The organism is Bythopirellula sp., from assembly GCF_041737835.1.
Taxonomy (GTDB): Bacteria; Planctomycetota; Planctomycetia; order Pirellulales; family Lacipirellulaceae; genus Bythopirellula.
The window spans coordinates 41,204-60,864 of record NZ_JBGSQY010000010.1 but is presented as its reverse complement, the minus strand read 5'-3'; the positions used below and the strand labels follow the sequence as shown (position 1 = coordinate 60,864).

Below are 19,661 nucleotides of genomic sequence, written 5' to 3'. Positions count from 1 at the left end.
GTCGTGGAACTCCGCTCGGAATGACATGCTTATTCCGTGGTGACAATAATAATCTTTCCCAATTGCGGAGAGCGATCGTGAGACGGTTTTGGAGGTTCCTGTTTTTGTTGGTCCCGATTGGTGGGGTGGCAACGTTTGTTGCTGCGCCCTACTTCAATATCTGGCTGCCCCGCGACGTGTCGGAGCATGGCCGGACAATCGATAGCCTGTTCATGTTCATTCTGTACCTGACGGGTGCGGTATTCATCGTGACCGAAATGGCGCTCTTTTGGTTTTCGTGGAAATACGATGCCCGAACGAACGACGAGCCGGTGAAGTTTTCTCACGGCAGCCATGCGCTGGAACTTGTGTGGACGATCTTGCCGGCGGTGACGCTGCTGTTTATTGCGATCTACCAAATGGAAGCCTGGGCGGCAGCCAAGATGGACGTGCCGAAGATCCCCATCACGGCGGAAGTCACGGGGCGACAATTCAACTGGGACTTCCGTTACCCGGGCCCCGATAATGAGCTGTATACCGAAGACGACATCATTCGCACCGACGGGAAATTCTACTTACCGGTGAATGAAGAGATTTTGCTCAACATCACGAGTGCCGACGTGCTGCACAGTTTCTTCCTGCCAAACTTGCGGATGAAGCAGGACGTTGTGCCCGGCATGTTGCAGCAGATGTGGTTCAAGGCCAAGAAGACGGGTGGGTTCGACATCGTGTGCGCCGAGCTGTGTGGCTGGGGACATTACAAGATGAAGGGCCGCGTTTATTTTCTGCCGCGGCCCGAATACGAAGCCAAGCTCGTCGAGATGGCCAACGAGCAAAAGACAATGCGGGTCCAAGTTCCCGAGACTGAATAACACCAACATTAAAGCACGAGTAACTTTGGGGTGCCCTGATCGGCACCTAGCTTGAACGAGCAATCGAGAATCCCATGAGTAGTGTTACCGTTCCCAGCGTTGCCGAGAAGGAACATGCCCACACGGGCAGTTTCTTGAAGACGTATGTCTTCTCGCTCGATCATAAGATCATCGGCCTGCAATTTTTGTTCAGCACGCTGTTGTGGTTCATCGTCGGCGGGTTGCTGGCACTGGGCATTCGTTGGCAGTTGGCTTATCCTTGGCGGCCGATGCCCATCCTCGGCAATTTGCTCGCGGCCAATGAAGGGGGCCAGATTGCTCCCGAAAATTACACGATGCTCGTCACCATGCACGCCACGGTGATGATTTTCTTTGTGATTATTCCGGTGCTGGCCGGTGCGTTTGGCAACTTCCTGATTCCGCTGATGATTGGTGCCGACGATATGGCGGTGCCGATTTTGAACATGCTGAGCTACTGGTTCATGTGGCCGGCGTTCTTCTTCATTGGTGCGAGCTTTTTCGTGGAAGGAGGTGCTGCCCAAGGCGGGTGGACCTCCTACCCGCCGTTATCGGTGATCGAAGCTGCGGCGCCGGGTAGCCTCACCGGGCAGACGCTCTGGTTGATGGGTGTGACCTTCGTCGGCATTTCGTCGATGATGGGCTCGATCAACTACATGACGACGATTATACAGATGCGTGCCCCCGGCATGACAATGTTCCGTCTGCCGATGACGATTTGGGGCATGTTCATCACCGCGATTTTGCAAGCTTTCGCGTTGCCGGTGCTGACCTCCGCGGGCTTCATGCAATTGAGCGACCGCATGTTGGGCACGGGCTTCTTTCTAGCTGAAGGAGCGTCGGCCAATAACTCGGCACTGGCCACCGGTGGCGGTCAGCCATTGTTGTGGCAGCATTTGTTCTGGTTCTATAGTCATCCGGCCGTGTACATCATGATCTTGCCGGCAATGGGCATGGTGTCGGACATCATCAGCACGTTCGCGCGGAAGCCGCTGTTTGGTTACAAGCCGATGGTGTATTCGATTTCCGGCATCGCGGGCCTGGGCTTCATCGTGTGGGGTCACCACATGTTTGTGTCCGGCATGAATCCGATGCTCGGCATGACGTTCATGGTGTCGACGATGATGATCGCCCTCCCCAGCGCGATTAAAACCTTCAATTGGCTTGGAACGCTGTGGGGTGGAAAAATTCAATACACCACGCCCATGTTGTTTGCCATCTCGTTTGTGTCGATGTTTATAATCGGCGGCTTGAGCGGCATTTTCATGGCTGCCACTCCGGTCGATATTTTCATTCACGATACGTATTACATTGTGGCTCACTTCCATTATGTGCTGTTCTGCGGCACGGCGATGGCTGTGTTCGGCGGTATCTATTTTTGGTTCCCCAAGATGTTTGGCCGCATGATGAACGACTCGTGGGGCAAGGTCCACTTTGCTTTGACGTTTGTCTTGATGAACTGCGTGTTCTATCCGATGCATATTTTGGGTATGCAAGGTTTTCCCCGCCGGTTGGCTGATCCGTATCACTACGAAACGTTCCGCAATCTGCTGGGCCTGAACCAGTTCATTAGTTGGTGTGCGTTCATCATGGTGGGCGGGCAAATCATTTTTGTGATCAACTTCTTTGGCAGCATGTTCTTTGGACCTCGTGCGGGTCGCAACCCTTGGCATGCCAACGGTTTGGAATGGCAAGCCCCCAGCCCACCGGGCCACGGCAACTTTGATTTCCAACCCATCATTTACCGCGGACCGTACGAATATGGTTCACCGGAAGTGGAAGAAGATTACTATCCGCAAACGCAACCACCGAAGCCTGGTGTTGAGGCTCAACCCGCACCGGCCCATTGACCTGCATGAACGCACCCACGCCTAGCCTGAGTAATTCACGCTGGCCCCATCGCTGGGCTTGGCTGTTGGCGTGCGCGACGTTTCCCTTGATCTGGGTTGGCGGATTGGTGACAACCACAGGCGCGGGGATGGCCTTTAAGGATTGGCTGACTTCAGACGGTCATTTTATGTTGTTCTACCCTTGGCTCGATTCCGAGGGGGACAAGTTTGTCGAGCATGGCCATCGATTGCTCGGCGCAGCCGCCGGTTTTCTGGCGATTGCGTTGGTAGCCGTGTGTTGGCGATGTGAATCAAGAAGTTGGGTGCGCAAGTACAGCTTGGTGATTCTCGCCGGCGTGATTTTGCAAGGACTGCTCGGTGGCATGCGAGTTGTCTTTGACGAGCGAACCTTAGCTCTGATTCACGGTTGCACGGGCCCCGCGTTCTTTGCCTTGTGCGTGGGCATGGTGGTCGTCACTTCCGAGTGGTGGCAGAACGCTGGACAGATTGAAGCAACCCCTGGCAACAAGAAATTTTTAAGGCTGGCCGTGCTGACCACCGTGTTGGCTTATGCCCAACTAGTCGTCGGGGCCCTCGTGCGGCACAGTCCGCATTTGACGAATCCCTCTGCCGCGGTAGTTTTTCAAGCGGCTGTGTATTTTCATTTGCTGTTGGCACTGGCGATCACCGTCCACGTGGGAATGCTCGCTTGGCAGGCATTTCGCAATAGACTGGAACGTGGACGGAGTTTAACACTGGTCACGTTGATTCTGGTGCAGGTGCTACTTGGGGTTTCGACCTGGATGGTGAAATATGGTTTGCCACGCTGGGCTGCATCGCTGTTGGGTGATCCGCAGTTTGTGAACACGGCCGACAATGCTCATCAAGCGGGAATCGTTACGAGCCACGTGGCCGTGGGATCGTTGATCCTTGTGACGGCGCTGGCGATTGCCATACGGGCCGCGCGACAGCTTCGCGTGGGCTTGCCGAAATTATCGTCACCCGTGAATGCAACAATGGAGGTGGCGCTATGAGCAATCCTTCGATTCTTGTTGCCGAGCGTTCAGAAAACACATCGCTCGCGCGGTTGGCAGACTATCTGGAATTGACCAAGCCGCGGATCGTGTTGTTGGAATTAATCGTGGCGAGCGCAGCGGCTTGTTTGGCCGCGCCGCACGCCCTCGATATGCGTGTGTTGCTGTTCGCCTTGGCAGGGACGGGGTTGGTCGCCGCCAGTGCGAGTATCGCGAATCAATGGCTCGAGCGCGTGAATGATGCTCGCATGCCGCGGACAGCCAATCGGCCACTGCCCGCGGGCCGAGTCACAAGCCATGAAGCCATTGTGCTTTCGGTGTTATGTTTGCTGGCCGGGATGGGCTTATTGCTCTGGCAAGTGAATATGCTCACCGCCGTGTTGGGCTTGGCGAGTTGGATTCTCTATGTGCCGATTTACACTCCGCTCAAAACTCGCAGCACGTTTAATACAACCGTGGGGGCAGTAGCGGGGGCGATTCCGATTCTCATGGGTTGGACCGCCACGGGAGCACCGCTTAACCTGACGGCGTGGTCGTTGGTCGCCGTGCTGTTTTTATGGCAGTTTCCGCATTTCATGGCGATCGCGTGGTTGTATCGTCATGATTACGCCACCGCGGGTCACAAGATGCTCACGGTCGTTGATCCCACGGGGATGCGTGCCGGGGCGCAAGCCGTGATTGGTGCGGCGCTGTTGGTGCCAGTGAGCTTGATTCCCGCGATTGTTCCGACGGGGGGAAGCCCGCTGTTGTATTTGACTTGGACGTTCGCCCTGGGCGCGGTTCAAGCCGCCTTGGCGATTCGCTTTGCCATTTTTCGGGACACGCTATCCGCACGATTGTTGTTGCGGGCTTCGATATTATTTTTGCCGGCTTGGCTGGCGATGTTATTAGTGGTGACACTTTAGTAAGAACGGAATGGAACGCAGATAAACGCTGATTTGGCAGATTGTCGCAGATAAGAAAATGATTTTACTCAGTGACAATCTGCCAAATCTGCGTTCATCCGTGTTCTATGAATTGAGTAGCTAATTATGAGCGACGATCATCACGGGCATGGCCCGACATTCGACTATCAACCGGCGTTGCCGATTTCCAACGGCAAGACGTTCATGTGGTTGTTTTTGTCGACCGAAATTATGTTTTTCGCTGGGCTGATCGGCACGTATATCGTGCTGCGATTCGGTGCGATTTCTTGGCCGTCGACGCACGACGTGCATCTGGCGGAAATTTGGGGCGCGATCAACACGTTCGTGCTGATCTGTTCCAGCGTGACCGTTGTGCTTGCGTTTGAAGCCGCGAAGAAAGATCAATCTTCGACCGCCAAGGGATGGATGCTGCTGACGCTGCTGTTGGGATGCGTGTTTTTGGGCATCAAGATGTTTGAGTATAACGCGAAGTTTTCGCATGGTATTTATCCCATGAAGCCGCACAGCCAGATTTTTGAAAAGCCGGACGTTTACTACGCCCAGGCCGTCCGCGTGCGATTGACGGCGATGAAAACCGAGATTGAGAACAAGAAAGAACGCACCGACACGGATAAAGATCGCCTGGCGATCCTCGATGGTATTTTGCGGCAAGTGGACGACGCCGAGGTGACGTTGCGAGATAACCCGGATTCGCCGGAAGGCCGGATCAAGATTGGGAAACTCGCCGATGCGATTTATCCGCGGGCGAGCGTTCACGAACATCATCCGGGCGGCCATGTGTCGACTAATACTGAGTCACCGTTCCGGTTGGTTGCCACGGTGAGCGACGGAACGGGCGATGCTTATGAGCTGGGCGAAGGGGACGATCATCCCGTGGGCCTCAACGATCAGCATTACTGGTTGAAGCTGCCGATCATGATTCCCGGCGGCAACATGTGGGCGAGCACTTACTTTTTGCTCACGGGTTTTCACGCCTTGCACGTTGTGGTTGGTTTGATTGCCTTTGGGTTGGCACTGACGATGACGCTCAATCGGGCCTCTGCGGGAACAATCGAGAACATCGGCCTATATTGGCACTTCGTCGACTTGGTTTGGATTTTCTTGTTCCCATTACTTTATTTGTTTTAAATCCCGGCCGGTTTACGGCTCAGTGGAGATTGAATATATGTCCCACAACGATCAACAAACCCAGCACGCACATCATGGCGAGCACGAACACGAGCACCACGGCGGCAATGGAATTTACATTGCGGTCTTTCTGGCGCTGTGCGTGCTGACTTCATTTTCGTTCCTCACATACTTCGATTTCTGGCGGAGCAATGTCCCCACCGAGGTGAGCCGCGCGTTCATGATGGCCGTTTCGTGTACGAAGGCGATGCTGGTGATCATGTTCTTTATGCATCTCAAGTGGGAAGCCAACTGGAAATGGGTGCTGACCGTGCCAGCGAGCATCATGTCGGCGCTGTTGATTTTCGCCCTGATTCCCGATGTTGGCTTGCGGATGCGTTTTGCCTCGTTCGATCGCTTGCGATTCACGGCGGAACGACCGGCTCAAACTCAGAAGATTGAAGACGACGTGGATCTTCCCCTGGAAATGCAAAAAGAGGGGTACGAGATCAAGCCCACGACGTGAGTTGAATTTCCTTTCACCATCAAGAGCGGCCGGCAACTGCTCACAACTTTTAAACCATGCCAGCCGAAACCGCGATTGATGTCTCCGGAGTTTCGCACCGTTATGGATCGCGAACGGCGGTTGACGGCCTGTCACTTAGTGTGGCGAGCGGCGAAATCTTTGTCTTTTTAGGCCCCAACGGCAGCGGCAAGACAACCTTGTTTCGCGTGCTGTCGACTTTGATCCCCCTGCAAACGGGCGAGATCACGATGCTGGGCTACAACCTCCGCACCAACGCCGCGGCGATACGCAGTCGGCTCGGCGTTGTGTTTCAAGCGCCGAGCCTCGACAAGAAGCTGACCGTGGCGGAAAACCTGCACCATCAGGGGAAACTCTACGGAATGACCGGTGCGGCGTTGCGAAACCGTTCCGAAGAAATGCTCAACGCGCTGGGGATCGCCGACAGGGCAGGGGATCTCACCGAGACACTCTCCGGCGGCATGCGACGCCGAGTGGAACTTGCCAAGGGATTGTTGCACCGTCCGCAATTGTTGTTGCTCGATGAACCGTCGACAGGGCTTGATCCCGGGGCGCGCTCGGACTTGTGGAAGTATTTGCAGCAGATTCGCGCGACCGACGGCGTGACGATTGTGCTCACGACGCATTTGCTCGAAGAAGCCGATCGCGCGGATCGGATCGCAATCATGCACAATGGCAAGTTGGCCGCGCTCGATACGCCCACGGCACTGCAAGCCTCGGTGGGGGGCGATTCGATTACGATTCGCACGGCACAGCCAGCGGAACTCGCGGGGGCGATCAAGAATAAATTTGGTTGCGAAGTGATCGTGCTAGAGAACCAAGTCCGCTTGGAGCAACCCGACGGTCATCTGTGGATCGCGCGGTTGGTCGAGGCGTTTCCCCATGAGATTCAATCGATCACGCTCGGCAAGCCAACGCTTGAGGATGTGTTTATTGATCGCACGGGACATAAGTTTTGGAACATAGAGAATAACGAATGACGAAAGATCGACTTTTGCAGATTTTGAAACCACGAATCGGCACGAATAAGAATAAGAAAGACTAACCGCTCATGATCGCTAATAAAACGCTTATGAATCCATGAGCGGACATGAGCGTGGATCAGCGGTTTTAATTCTTTCTTCATTCGTGTCATTCGTTCTATTTGTGGTTAAAAATGCACCCGTTAAGATTTTAATTTCCATGAGCTACTCAGTAACAGTGCCGGCTTTGCCCGTGATTATGACGCTCGCGCAGCGTGAGCTGGTGCGGTTCTTCCGTCAGCGAAACCGCGTGATTGGTGCGCTTGTGCAGCCGGTCATGTTTTGGGCGCTATTCAGCTTGGGCCTGCGGAGCAACGATCTGGGGTTCGCGTTTTTCTTCCCCGGCACGATCACGATGATATTACTGTTCACGGCGATCTTTGCGACGATCTCGATCATTGAAGATCGCCGCGAGGGATTCATGCAATCGGTGCTGGTGTCGCCCGCGCCACGCTGGGCGATGGTGTTGGGGAAGATCGTCGGCGGGGCGGCCATTGCTACGTTGCAAGCGTTATTGTTTTTAGCGTTGGGGAGCGTGACGCTTGGTGCGCCGGGGTCATTGGCCGAAGTGCTGCAAGCGATCGCGCTGATGGCGGTGATTGCCGTGGCACTTACGGGCCTTGGTTTTTTTATCGCTTGGCGTATGGAATCTTCTCAGGGATTTCACGCGATCATGAGCGTGTTTCTGTTCCCCATGTGGCTGCTGTCGGGGTCATTGTTTCCCGATGATCCAACGAGCTGGATTACGTTTCTCTCGCGGTTTAACCCGCTCACGTACGGGGTTGCGGGTTTGCGACACTATTTGCACTTTGGCGATCAGAGTATGGTGGAAGTATTGCCAAGCTTGCCGGTCTGCTGGGCCGTGTCAGTGGCCTTTGCCGTGGTGACGGTCACGTTGTCGTGGAAAATCGCCGGCACGCGGACGACGGGAGATCTCTTATGAACAATTCGACGCTGCCGTATTGGCTGTCGGTGATGGTGCTGTTTTTGGGCGCTTATGGCGGTTGGAAATGGTATCAAGTCAACGAGCGAGTGCGCGAATTTGAAGCAAGCCGCGAGGTGGGCGGGATCACATTCGATGGCCCGCCGCTGGAAGAGTTTGAACTCACCGAGCGGAGCGGCGAGACATTTTTCTCGGCCGACATGAAGGGCCGAGTCTGGGTGGCGAGCTTCTTCTTCGCCAGCTGCCCTGGCCAATGCCCACGGCTGAACGCCAACATCAAGCAGCTTCACGATCTGCCCGAGCTAAAAGACGTTACGTGGGTGAGTATCACGGTCGACCCCGACAATGACACCGAGGAAGTACTGCAAGACTATGCTAACCGCTATCAAGCGGACCCCAAACGCTGGCTGTTTGTGCGCGGGCCGTTCGATTATATCAAACGGGTTGGCGAAGACATCATGAAGCTCGAAGTTACCTGGCGGGGGCATAAGGATTACGCCATCGTGATCGACCGCGAGGGCAAGGTGCGTGGGATGTTTGATGCCACGAGCATCAGCCAATCGAAGAAGTTGCGATTGCTGCTTTTGGATTGTTTGGCGGAAAAGGGCGCTAAGCCGCAAGCGGCTGAGAATTGAAATGGCGAACTTGATATTTGCTTTTGACGCGCATCCCCTTGTTCATTTGAACGCCGGGCTCAATGCGCTGGCGACTTGTTTGCTGGTCGCGGGTTACGTTTTGATCAAACGCGGGGCGAACCGGGCGCACGGCTGGGTGATGCTGTCGGCATTTGTCGTGTCGTGCGTGTTTCTGGTGAGTTATCTGACCTATCACTGGTTGGCGGGGAGCGTGAAATTTACGCATCCTGGCGTTGTGAAAGTGATTTATCTCGTGATTTTGCTCACCCATGTTGTGCTGGCGGCAGCAGTTCCTTTCCTGGCGATTGCTTCAATCAGCTACGCCCTGTTGGGGCACGGTTTTGGTGGTGCAGCGGAATTGCCTGCTGAGAAGCAATTGGGCTATCTCGCCCGCCACCGGCGGATTTCGCAGTGGACGTTCCCGATTTGGTTGTATGTTTCCATTACGGGGGTGGTGGTCTACGTGATGCTCTATCACATCTGGCCTCCCACGACCGGTTGAGGGTAGAATAGCAATATGAACTTACCTCGCACGAAAAAGCTGATTGCCCTGTTGCTGCTGTCAGGTTTTGTCATCGTGATAACGACAGGCGAAGCATGGGCTTGCCCCACGTGCAAAGACGGCATGTCGGGAAGCGATCCGGTGTCGGTGGCTCGCGCGACGGGCTACTTCTATAGCATTCTGTTTATGATGGCGATGCCCTTTGTGATTATCGGCACCTTTGGCGGAGCGGCGTACCTGTCGATCAAGCGTGCCCGCGAGCAACAGGCTCAAGCTCAAGACCGATCGTCGGCGAGCGTCACGCGCGGCTGAGCCTTGTCGGCCAACTGGCGGCGTTCTTCTTCATTAGGCCAGGGATCCCAGCGCTCGTCGAACGCAATCCACAGCGCGCGGCCATAGCGAAAAAACCAGATCGGAAACAGCAGGCTGAACGCCGTGAGAATCCACAGCAGTTCCCGGCTATTGAACGTTTTTGTTAAGTAAAGTGAGAAATAGATCACAACGACCAGCAGGGCGGTCACGCCGTAGTTGAAGTAGATCGACCCCAAGAGATAGCCAGGGGCACGGTCAAACTTGCGGCCACACTTGGGGCAGGGATCGTTCATGCTGATCCAATTGCGGAACAGCTTACCTTCGCCGCAGGCGGGGCAGCGCAGTCGCAAGGCACGGCCGATGAGAGTTGCGTAACTTGGTTTTTCGAATGGGTCTGACATTGTTTCCGCCATGATAATCACATCGTAAGCCATGCACAGTATTTATGCTATTGGCCTGTGGCTCCTTGCAGGAATTACTTCGGGTCGGTAGTTTCGGGTGATGCAACCACTGGCCCGATTCCTGCAGTTCATCGGCTTGACGATCCCGCCCTTGGCGATGATTGCGCAGCTGGGCAATCATATTAGTGCGGGGAAGATGTTGCAGTTTCTGCTCGTGGCGGTCGGCGTGTTCGTGCTGGGTTACACGCTGCAACGATTCAGCAAGTGACCTATTCCCAGAGCAGCTCTATTCCCAGAGCAGATCGGTCGTCGATGGGTCGGCAATTCGTTCTTCTTGCCGCGTGGGATGGGGCAGCGGCGCGGTGACTTTGAGTTCCGACTGCGAAAGATCGACAATCGACGAATGCCCCTTATCCATGCGCAGACGCCGGTCGGCACCGACGCGCTGTACGACCGGCGCGGTATACGGACCGTTGCCGCGGCGAATCACACGGGCCTCGGAACCATCGCTGAGTTGTACGTGGCTGCCAATCGGAAATAGGGCCACGACGTTGAGCAACGCCCGTACGGCATCGATGGAAATGCTTTTGGTTTTGACCTGGCTCAATAGGTACACCATCACATCGTAGGCAATAAAGGCGGGGCGGCCCCAGGTTTCTTCGGTGAGTGAAACATACGCATCGGCAACGTGCAGAATCTTGGCGTAAGGGTGAATCTGATTGTCTTTCAAACAACGCGGATAGCCGGAGCCGTCGAGTTTTTCGTGAACCTGCGCCGCCGCAATGCGAACGCTGTCGGAGAGTTCGTGCATCTTTTCGAGCATCTCGAACGTAAAGAGCGGATGCTGTGCCATTTGTTCACGGGCATCATTCGTGAGCGTTGAACGTTGGGAATGAATTTCTTTCTCTAGGCGGTACATGCCCCAATCGTGGACGAGCCCGCATTGCCCCACTTCGCGTACCAAGTGTTCATCCCAGCCCATTTCAATGGCAATCGCCATGGCCAGCACCGAAGTACGCACGGCGCGTTCCGTGATTTCAGGATTGCGAGAGACTTCGGCCGACGTGGCGATAGTGTGGTCGGGGTCGTGGATCAACTCCGCGGTGGCGCCATTGGCGACCACGCGGACTGCGCGGGTGTCTTGCGAGAGCCCCGCGATCGCGTGGCGGATCATCGTATCGAGCAGTTTCTTGGTCGTCGCGAATTGTTTGGTGAGGCGTTCGCGCTGTTGCGGATCATAGGGTTCGCTTGCCACGCGCCGCTGGCGATTCTTAAGCGGCGGATCCATGTTGCTAACGCTCAGCGAAACTCGCGAGGCCAAACGCGCAACCTGTTGGTTCAACTCGGCTACTGATTTGGTGGATGCCAAGGATGGTCTTGGCGAGACAGCGGAGGGCAGTGTGCCTTTGGGCTTTGAGGTCGCCGTAACATCAGATCGCTTAGGCTGAGGAGCAAGCATCCGTGCTGCGTCTTGCGGATGGAGATAAACCGCTTGGATGCCCCGGTCGATGAGCCGTTTCTTGATCGGATCGGTGATTTCCGTTCCAGCGGCCAGGAGCAGTAAGTCGTTGGCATCCAGAATCGAATGGGAGAGCCGGCTGCCGCTGCGAAGCTCGTCGATGCTCAGTTCTACTGAACCAGGAGAGGGCGGCATGGCGGATCACTTATTCAAGGCGAGAACTCCGGGGCGATATCGTGCACCCGTAAGAGTTTATCGGAAGCTATCAGCCTAAAAACAGAGAGATAAGTGTTAGGTTTCGAACTTGCGACTAACCACTGGCACGATGTGATGGGCTATTTTCGCGGGCCGAAAATACAGCTTGCTGGTCGACTTTCGACTGTTTCTGGCCTTAGCTCAGGGTCTTGTGTTTTTGACCTAAGTAGCCAACCTGTGCGTCGTTGACTCCCGCACTGAGAGTACTGAAGGATTTGTCATCCCTGGCGGGGCGGGTACGCGCCTTAACTTGTTGGGCGGATTGATATTAGGGATACGGGGGCCCTTTGTATCTGCCTTGACCCTTGGGCAAAATCGCAATAAACTTTTTGCTGCGAAAATCTTACGTAAATTGCCGTAACGTACCTAAGGGTGGCGGCGGTCGTTGTGTGCCGATTTGGCTGTCGTGAACAGGTCAGCCGGGCCTATCGAGTTGCCGGTGGAGCCGTCTTGGTGATCACCCGAGGTTATCTTTTGCCTGATTGAAGGGGTCGTGTAGTTAGCGATGGAAGTACTGGAAAGAATTTGGGAAATCCTGAGCGGGTTCGGTAACGGTATTCTTAGCCGCTTCGAACGTGCGATCACGGCGCTGTTTGGCTCGGCCAATGCTCGCTATCTCAAGAAGGCCCACCCCAAGGTGGCGGCGATCACCGCCCTCGAACCAACTTACCAAGCCCTGACCGACGAGGAACTGCGCGCGAAGACCGACGAATTTCGCGAGCGGCTCGCAGCCGGCGAAACGCTGGATGATTTGTTGGTCGAAGCCTTTGCCGCCGCGCGCGAGGCGGGGCGGCGTTTTTTGAGCATGCGTCATTACGACGTCCAGCTCATGGGCGGCATCATTCTGCACGGTGGCAACATCGCCGAAATGGTGACCGGTGAAGGCAAGACCTTGGTCGCCACGCTACCCGCTTACTTGAATGCCATTGAAGGTAAGGGCGTTCACGTTGTGACGGTCAACGATTATTTGGCCCGGCGCGACACGGAGTGGATGGCTCCGCTTTACAACGGTCTGGGGCTGACGGTCGATGCGATTTGGTCGGGTATGGATCCCAACGAACGCCAACATGCTTATGCATGTGATATCACATACGGCACGAACAACGAGTTTGGCTTCGACTACTTGCGCGACAATATGAAGCAGGCCGCGCGTGGGGATGATCGTTATCCCAAGCATCAGCAACAGGCGCAGGGCCGGCTCAACTACGCGATCGTCGACGAAGTCGATAACATCCTGATCGACGAAGCGCGGACGCCGTTGATTATTTCCGGACCCGCGCGGGACGACGTTTCCAAGTATCTTAAGGCTGACAAGATTGCCCGACAGTTAAAGCCAGGGATTCATTTCGAGGTCAAGGAAAAAGAGCATTCCGCACATTTGACTGACGAAGGGGTACGCGAAGCGGAACGGCTGGCTGGCGTGGAGAGCTTCTACACGGCCGGCAACATGCAGTGGCCTCACTTGATCGACAATTCGCTCAAGGCTCACAATCTCTACAAGCTCGACGTGAATTACGTGGTCCAACAAGGCCGCGTGATCATTGTCGACGAGTTCACGGGACGGTTGATGGAAGGTCGCCAATGGAGCGATGGCTTGCATCAGGCGGTTGAAGCGAAGGAAGGCGTGCAGATCAAGGAAGAGAATCAAACCCTCGCCACGATTACGCTGCAAAACTTCTTCAAGCTGTACAAAAAGATCTCCGGCATGACGGGGACCGCCCTCACCGAAGCAGGGGAATTCTGGAAGATTTACCAGCTTGAAGTGATCGGCGTGCCCACCAACCGCTCGATGCAGCGGCTCGAATTTCCTGACATGATCCTACGCACCGAGCGGGAAAAATACAATGTGATCGCCGACGAGATCGAACGGCTCAATCGCTACACGACGGTCGATACCAAAAACGGCTCGCGGTTCATCGGCAAGTTGGTCGCCGAGGACGAAAAATCGATCACGCTCGAACTGGTCGAAGAGCGAACCAAGGAAGTCATTCCTCGCGACAAGATCACAACCATTGAGCCGCCAGGACGCCCAATTCTGGTGGGCACCGTTTCCATCGAAAAGAGCGAACGGCTCTCGAGTTTGCTGAACAAGCGCGGCGTTGTTCATCAGGTGCTTAACGCCAAGCAACATAAACGCGAAGCGGAAATCGTGGCCCAGGCGGGCCGCTTGGGAGCGGTCACGATTGCCACGAATATGGCCGTTCGCGGTACCGACATTATTCTGGGCGGCAACGCCGACACGATGGCTTGGGCCGAGTTGCAAGATAAATATTCCTCGCGGCTTGAAGTCCCTCACGAAGAGTGGGAGCAACTGGTCACGAAGATCGAACGCCGCGAAAAGATGAAAGAGCAGGGCCAAGAAGTCAAAAAGATTGGCGGCTTGCACATCGTCGGCACCGAGCGTCACGAGTCGCGTCGTATCGATCTCCAGCTACGCGGTCGTTGCGGACGCCAAGGCGATCCGGGAAGCAGCCGTTTCTTTCTGTCGCTCGAAGACGATTTGATGCGGATCTTCGCCGGCGAGTGGGTGAAGAACATCCTTACGCGGCTTGGTATGCAAGAAGGCGAAGCAATTGAAAGCCGCATGGTGACCCGCCGAGTGGAAGGGGCCCAGCGCAAAGTTGAAGAACGTAACTTTGAAATACGAAAAAATCTGCTCGAGTATGACGAAGTCATGGACGAGCAGCGCAAGCGGGTTTATGGCTATCGTCAGCGGATTTTGGACGGCGACAATTGCCGCGAGTTGATCATGGAAATGATCGGCGAGCAGTTGGAAGAACACCTGCAGGCATTCTTGGATTCGGATTACGGTACGGAATCCTATGCCGCCGCGGCCGGCAATTTGCTTAACGTGCAGCTCGATCCGCGCGATTATCGCAATTCGAATGCCGATGATGCCGAGCGTCGCGCTCGCGACGAAGCGTATCGATTGGCCGAGACGCAGATTCACGACGCCATCGAAGAGAACCTACCCGACGAAGAAGAATCGGAATGGAACTGGGAAGCCTTGGCCAAATGGTCCAATATCCGATGGGGCACGAACTACCGCGATCGCGACCTTAAGAAGGTGGGCCGCGATCAGTTGAATGAGTTCATGATTGCTCAGGCGACTCAGGCCATCAGCCAGATCGACTTGAGCGAACTCGCTCGCTTGCTTGAAAGCGATTTTGGCATACGAACGGCTTGTGCCTGGTTGCACGAGAAATTCGGCGTTGAACTTACGCCCGATGAGGTGGCGAACCTGACTCCTCAAGCGTTCATCGAACTGGCGCGTGATCGGGCGCAGCAATCTTATGATGAACGTGAGTCGGAGTATCCCGTGTTGGCGGGGATGTATCGGTTTGCATCTCGTAACCAAGCTGGTCAGAAGCAAGGCTTGCAACGTGAAGAGCTTGTCGAATGGGCTAAAAAGCGATTTGGCGTGGAGCTTTCTCTCGACGATTTAAAAACCAAGCAGCGGGAAGAAATTCATGCGCTGCTGGTCGAACATAGTCGCAAGCACAACGCACGGGCGAACGAAGTTGCCGCTGAAGCTCAGAAACGAGTCGACGCGCTGTTTGCCGAGTCGGGCACGGCGGTGACGCTGGGACATGCCACTGGCAATAACGGCAAGCTCGATGATTTGAGCAAATGGTTACAAGCAGCTTGCGCTACGACGTTGACGAGCGAGGATTTGGCCAAGCTCGATTATAGCGCGGCCAAGCGACGAGTTTCTCAGGCTGTCGAAGATTACTATCATCCCGAGATGCGGCGGATGGAGCGTGCCGTGCTGTTGCAGATTCTCGATCAGGCGTGGAAAGAGCATCTGTTGAGCATGGATCATTTGCGTTCGAGCGTTGGTTTGCGTGGTTATGCCCAGATAGATCCTAAGGTCGAATACAAACGCGAAGGCATGCGGATGTTCGAGACCATGTGGAGCAGCGTGGCGAATTACGTGACGAACTTGATCTTCAAGATGGAGCAGTTGGACGAGAACTTCGTCGGCAGCACGTGGGTGGAATCGGCGGCGATTCACGAGTCGGCCCCCACCACTTCGGACATCGCGCAACAGCAGGATGCGGCGATTCAAGGTACCGACACCAAGCAGAAGCTCGAGCCGATCCGCAACCGCGACGAAAAGGTGGGCCGTAACCAACCCTGCCCGTGCGGCAGCGGCAAGAAATATAAGAACTGCCACGGCAAGTAAGATTTGCCGGGTAGCATAACAATGGGAAAGGATTCCCGTGTCACGACTATTTGCCTGGACGTTAAACGCCGCCTATTTGACGGTTGTTCTGTTGGCCTCGCCTTGGCTGCTGTGGTCGGCTTGGCGGCAGGGGAAATATCGTGAAGGCTTCGCCGAGAAGGTGCTGGGACACGTGCCTTTGCGCACCAGTCACCGTCCTTGCGTCTGGCTGCACGCGGTGAGCGTCGGTGAAGTGAATTTGGTTGCCACGACTCTCAAACAGATCATCGGCTGCCGTCCTGATTGGGAGGTGGTGATCTCCACGACGACCAAGGCGGGTTACGATCTGGCGAAAAAGAAATACGCCGACCACACGGTGTTCTATTGCCCGATCGATTTCAGTTGGGCGACGAAGCGCGCGATGCGGCAGGTGCGGCCCGATTTGTTGGTGCTGGCGGAATTGGAACTGTGGCCCAACCTGATTGCCGCGGCGAAAGACGAGGGGGCCCAAGTTGCGATCATCAATGGCCGGCTAAGCGATAAAAGTTTTCGCGGCTATTCACGCTTTCGGCCGTTAGTGTCCCGCGTGTTGTCGCGGATCGATCTGATTGCCGCGCAGAATGAAGAAACAGCCGAGCGGTTTCGTAAGCTGGGGGCACGGTCTGAGCGAGTTTACGCGACGGGCTCGTTGAAATTCGATGGGGCCATGACCGATCGCAATAATCCACGCACCAAGCAGCTACGCGAGTTGGTGGGCTTTAAGTCGGACGATATTGTTTTTCTTGTCGGGAGTACGCAATCGCCGGAAGAAGAAATTGGCGTGCGGATTTACGGGCAATTGGTGAAAGACTATCCGCATTTGAAATTGGTGATCGTACCACGGCATCCCCAGCGTTTTGTAGAAGTGGGCGAGTTGCTCACGCAATCGGGATTGCCTTGGATGCGACGTTCACAATTAGGCCAATCATGTTTAAGCACTGCTGGGCAAGCCAGCAGTGGCACCCCAGAACGCGGCTCGGTTCTGCTGGTGGATACGATTGGCGAACTGGGTGCCTGGTGGGGAACGGCAAGCATTGGGTTCGTCGGCGGGAGTTTCGGTGGCCGGGGCGGGCAGAACATGATCGAGCCGGCGGCTTACGGCGTGGCCACGTGTTTTGGACCGAACACTTGGAATTTCCGCGACATTGTTGCTCAATTGCTGCGTGTCGATGGCGCTCAAGTCGTGAAGAATGAAGCGGAACTGACCGAGTTTGTGAGAAATGTTCTGGCTGATCCCGTATGGGGAAGGGCGTTAGGCCAACGCGCACAGCAATTGGTGCTCGATCAGCAGGGAGCCACCAAGCGGACCGTCGACTTGCTACTTCCACTGATCAATGAAAAGCGACAATCGCGAGCTGCATAATTTAAGTGCGATACAAGCTTCTGAAAGCACGAATGACACGAATCAAAGATTAACCGCTCATGAACGCTAATAAAACGCTTATGAATTCATTAGCGGACATGAGCGTGGATGAGCGGTTTTAATTCGGTCTTCATTCGTGCTATTCGTTCAATTCGTGGTTAAAAAAAGAATGCGAACGTCAGGCTAAGATTCCGCAGCGGCTTCGTCGAGCACGTGTTCGTGGTTCTGGATATGCTCGGGACAGTAGCAACATTGCCCGGCACATTTTGAGCAGTAGCGGAAAGCCATCTTGGGTGATGCTTCGCTGTTGGCTCCGCAAACTCGGCAAGTGTGAACCGGCTTGCCCACCTTCTCGACCTTGGCCTGAAACGCAAGGCGACGTTGGCCTTGCTTGATCTCGCGCAAATGGTCACGGCCCAGAAACAGAAAATAGTTCAAGAGCGAGGCAACGATGAAAATTTTGACCGAAATGCCGCCCCGCAAGAAGGCATACCCATAGCCGAGCCAGGCAATCAACGCGAGCCAGCGAATTTGCATCGGCAGAATAAACATCATGTTGAGAGTAAAATTTGGGAACAAGCGAGCGAAGGCTAGGAATAAGGTGCCATAAATAAAGCCATTGATGTCGATAGTGCCTTGTGTGAATGACTTTACAGACAGTTGCGCGAGCATGACCGCACCGTCTCCCCCCAAGCCCCACACAATAAAGTGGGCGGCGATAACGGCCAAGAAGCCAATCAAGAGATAAAGGTTATAACGATAGGTGCCCCAGACGGTTTCGAGGGACGTACCATAACGATACATGAGCATCCAAAAGAAGATGATGAATAGAGGGGTCGTGGCCGGCGGGAAAAAAATGAAGGAAACTAATCGCCAAACTTCTCCCTGCAGAACCAGTCCAGGCAGCAGCATGATTCGAGATAAATCAAACTGCCCGACCTCGGGATTGCCAAGATGGCTGAGCAAATAGAAAAAGGCCTGTCCGGCGATAATGATGGCGGTGGGGTTGGGAATGGCCCAACGTCGCAACAAGTTTTCCAAGCGTTTCATAGGGTTTTTAATTCGCCGCCGGACAAAATGGCCGTGTTCGAGCGCGAAACTGCCGCGCTGCTGGCCCTGCATGACTACCCTTTCTGGGCGTGATGTTCAAGGGCTAATTGCATGTGACGCGTGGCTGCGGTTGCCCGGCTCTGTCCGCTCGTATTGAGCCTGCCTATAATCAGAGTTCTATGAACGCCGTCGAAATCCGCAACCTGCAAAAGTCCTACCGCGTCTATCAAAAACAAGAGGGCTTGCTCGCCTCGGTGCGTGGGTTGTTTCATCGCGAATATCGCGAAGTCGCCGCGGTGAAGGGGATTGATCTCGATGTGGCCCAAGGGGAGTTCGTGGCGTTTCTTGGCCCGAATGGTGCGGGCAAGACCACGACACTCAAATTGCTCTCGGGTGTCATCACGCCCAACGGGGGCGAAGCTCGCGTGTTGGGGCACGTGCCTTGGCTCCGCGAGAACGAGTACCGGCGACGCTTCGCCTTGGTGATGGGCCAAAAAAATCAACTCTGGTGGGACCTGCCCGCGCAAGAGTCGTTTCTTTTGCATCAAAAGATTTATCGCATCCCGCCCGATGAATTCGCCAGAACCCGCGACGAGTTGTGCGATTTGCTCGACGTCAGCCATCTGCTGGGGCGACCGGTGCGTGAATTGTCGTTGGGCGAGCGGATGAAGATGGAACTGACCGCCGCGCTACTGCATTCGCCCGACGTGCTGTTTCTGGATGAGCCAACGATCGGGCTCGACGTCATCGCCCAGCACAACATTCAAAAGTTTCTGAAGTATTATCAGCAAGAACGTAAGATCACGATTCTGCTGACGAGCCACTATATGAAAGACGTCGCGGCGTTGTGCCGGCGCGTTGTGATTATTGCTCAGGGGCAGATTATCTACGATGGTTCCTTGGCGGGAATTGTCGACCGCTTCAGCGGACACAAAGTGCTTTCGCTGCAATTTGCCAACGGTCGCATGCCGAGTGATTTGTCACGGTACGGTGAAGTACTAGAAATCGCCGAGCCCAAGGCGCGGTTGAAAGTGAATCGGAGTGATATTTCCAACGTGCTGGCGTCGGTACTCGCCGCTTACACGCTGGAAGATATTAGCGTGGAAGACCCGCCGCTTGAGGAAGTGATTGCCGAGTTATTCACGACTTCAGGGGGAAAAAAAGCCTCTGAGCCTGAAGTGGTGGCTGCTGAGATTAGTTAAACCG

At 55.0% G+C, this 19,661-nt stretch carries 18 protein-coding genes; 15 read left to right on the top strand and 3 right to left on the bottom strand.

From position 1 onward, the window contains the following. Window positions 1-77 precede the first annotated feature (77 nt). The 11 genes from coxB to AC6T8Q_RS03135 all read left to right on the top strand — a co-directional run bounded on the left by coxB (window position 78) and on the right by AC6T8Q_RS03135 (window position 9,723). Window positions 78-851 carry a cytochrome c oxidase subunit II gene (coxB, locus tag AC6T8Q_RS03185; RefSeq protein ID WP_500677701.1) on the top strand — a complete coding sequence of 258 codons (774 nt, stop codon included), beginning with the start codon at window positions 78-80 and terminating at the stop codon, window positions 849-851. Window positions 852-925: 74 nt separating this feature from the next. Next, complete coding sequence (locus AC6T8Q_RS03180; protein WP_500677700.1) at window positions 926-2,719, top strand: cytochrome c oxidase subunit I; 1,794 nt, start codon at window positions 926-928, stop codon at window positions 2,717-2,719. Between the two features lie 5 nt (window positions 2,720-2,724). Beyond that, window positions 2,725-3,732 (top strand): COX15/CtaA family protein, encoded by a 1,008-nt coding sequence (locus AC6T8Q_RS03175; RefSeq protein ID WP_500677699.1) that lies wholly within the window; start codon window positions 2,725-2,727, stop codon window positions 3,730-3,732. Next, a complete protein-coding gene (gene cyoE / locus AC6T8Q_RS03170; protein WP_500677698.1) occupies window positions 3,729-4,637 on the top strand; it encodes a heme o synthase in 909 nt (302 codons plus the stop codon). The genes AC6T8Q_RS03175 and cyoE overlap by 4 nt, the downstream gene beginning before the upstream one ends. Window positions 4,638-4,763: 126 nt before the next feature. Next, complete coding sequence (locus tag AC6T8Q_RS03165) at window positions 4,764-5,786, top strand: cytochrome c oxidase subunit 3 (protein ID WP_500677697.1); 1,023 nt, start codon at window positions 4,764-4,766, stop codon at window positions 5,784-5,786. 37 nt (window positions 5,787-5,823) lie between these two features. Beyond that, entirely contained in the window at window positions 5,824-6,291 is a 468-nt protein-coding gene (locus tag AC6T8Q_RS03160; protein ID WP_500677696.1) for a cytochrome C oxidase subunit IV family protein, read from the top strand. 56 nt (window positions 6,292-6,347) lie between these two features. Continuing rightward, complete coding sequence (locus AC6T8Q_RS03155; RefSeq protein ID WP_500677695.1) at window positions 6,348-7,289, top strand: ABC transporter ATP-binding protein; 942 nt, start codon at window positions 6,348-6,350, stop codon at window positions 7,287-7,289. A gap of 100 nt (window positions 7,290-7,389) precedes the next feature. Continuing rightward, complete coding sequence (locus AC6T8Q_RS03150) at window positions 7,390-8,274, top strand: ABC transporter permease (RefSeq protein ID WP_500677694.1); 885 nt, start codon at window positions 7,390-7,392, stop codon at window positions 8,272-8,274. Next, a complete protein-coding gene (locus AC6T8Q_RS03145; RefSeq protein WP_500677693.1) occupies window positions 8,271-8,909 on the top strand; it encodes an SCO family protein in 639 nt (212 codons plus the stop codon). Before AC6T8Q_RS03150 ends, AC6T8Q_RS03145 begins: the two co-directional genes overlap by 4 nt. 1 nt (window position 8,910) lies before the next feature. Beyond that, complete coding sequence (locus AC6T8Q_RS03140; RefSeq protein ID WP_500677692.1) at window positions 8,911-9,411, top strand: DUF420 domain-containing protein; 501 nt, start codon at window positions 8,911-8,913, stop codon at window positions 9,409-9,411. 15 nt (window positions 9,412-9,426) lie between these two features. After that, window positions 9,427-9,723: a hypothetical protein gene (locus tag AC6T8Q_RS03135; RefSeq protein ID WP_500677691.1), complete on the top strand. Its 297-nt coding sequence runs from the start codon at window positions 9,427-9,429 to the stop codon at window positions 9,721-9,723. Here the strand turns inward: AC6T8Q_RS03135 and AC6T8Q_RS03130 are convergent. Beyond that, window positions 9,687-10,124 (bottom strand): DUF983 domain-containing protein, encoded by a 438-nt coding sequence (locus AC6T8Q_RS03130; RefSeq protein WP_500677690.1) that lies wholly within the window; start codon window positions 10,122-10,124, stop codon window positions 9,687-9,689. The genes AC6T8Q_RS03135 and AC6T8Q_RS03130 overlap by 37 nt on opposite strands. A gap of 100 nt (window positions 10,125-10,224) precedes the next feature. Between AC6T8Q_RS03130 and AC6T8Q_RS03125 the strand changes: the two genes are divergently transcribed. After that, entirely contained in the window at window positions 10,225-10,392 is a 168-nt protein-coding gene (locus AC6T8Q_RS03125; RefSeq protein WP_496921762.1) for a hypothetical protein, read from the top strand. Window positions 10,393-10,410: 18 nt separating this feature from the next. On the opposite strand, the gene AC6T8Q_RS03120 is transcribed toward AC6T8Q_RS03125, so the two are convergent. Next, complete coding sequence (locus tag AC6T8Q_RS03120) at window positions 10,411-11,778, bottom strand: HD-GYP domain-containing protein (RefSeq protein ID WP_500677689.1); 1,368 nt, start codon at window positions 11,776-11,778, stop codon at window positions 10,411-10,413. A gap of 565 nt (window positions 11,779-12,343) precedes the next feature. Here AC6T8Q_RS03120 and secA point away from each other — a divergent pair. Further along, window positions 12,344-16,024 (top strand): preprotein translocase subunit SecA, encoded by a 3,681-nt coding sequence (gene secA / locus AC6T8Q_RS03115; protein WP_500677688.1) that lies wholly within the window; start codon window positions 12,344-12,346, stop codon window positions 16,022-16,024. A 37-nt stretch (window positions 16,025-16,061) separates the two neighbouring features. Beyond that, window positions 16,062-17,405, top strand: a complete 1,344-nt coding sequence (locus AC6T8Q_RS03110) for a 3-deoxy-D-manno-octulosonic acid transferase (protein WP_500677687.1) — start codon at window positions 16,062-16,064, stop codon at window positions 17,403-17,405. Window positions 17,406-17,588: 183 nt separating this feature from the next. On the opposite strand, the gene AC6T8Q_RS03105 is transcribed toward AC6T8Q_RS03110, so the two are convergent. Beyond that, on the bottom strand, window positions 17,589-18,455 hold the full coding sequence (locus tag AC6T8Q_RS03105) for a hypothetical protein (protein WP_500677686.1): 867 nt from the start codon (window positions 18,453-18,455) through the stop codon (window positions 17,589-17,591). Between the two features lie 179 nt (window positions 18,456-18,634). Here AC6T8Q_RS03105 and AC6T8Q_RS03100 point away from each other — a divergent pair, with 179 nt between their 5' ends. Then, window positions 18,635-19,657 carry an ABC transporter ATP-binding protein gene (locus AC6T8Q_RS03100; RefSeq protein ID WP_500677685.1) on the top strand — a complete coding sequence of 341 codons (1,023 nt, stop codon included), beginning with the start codon at window positions 18,635-18,637 and terminating at the stop codon, window positions 19,655-19,657. Window positions 19,658-19,661: the final 4 nt, after the last annotated feature.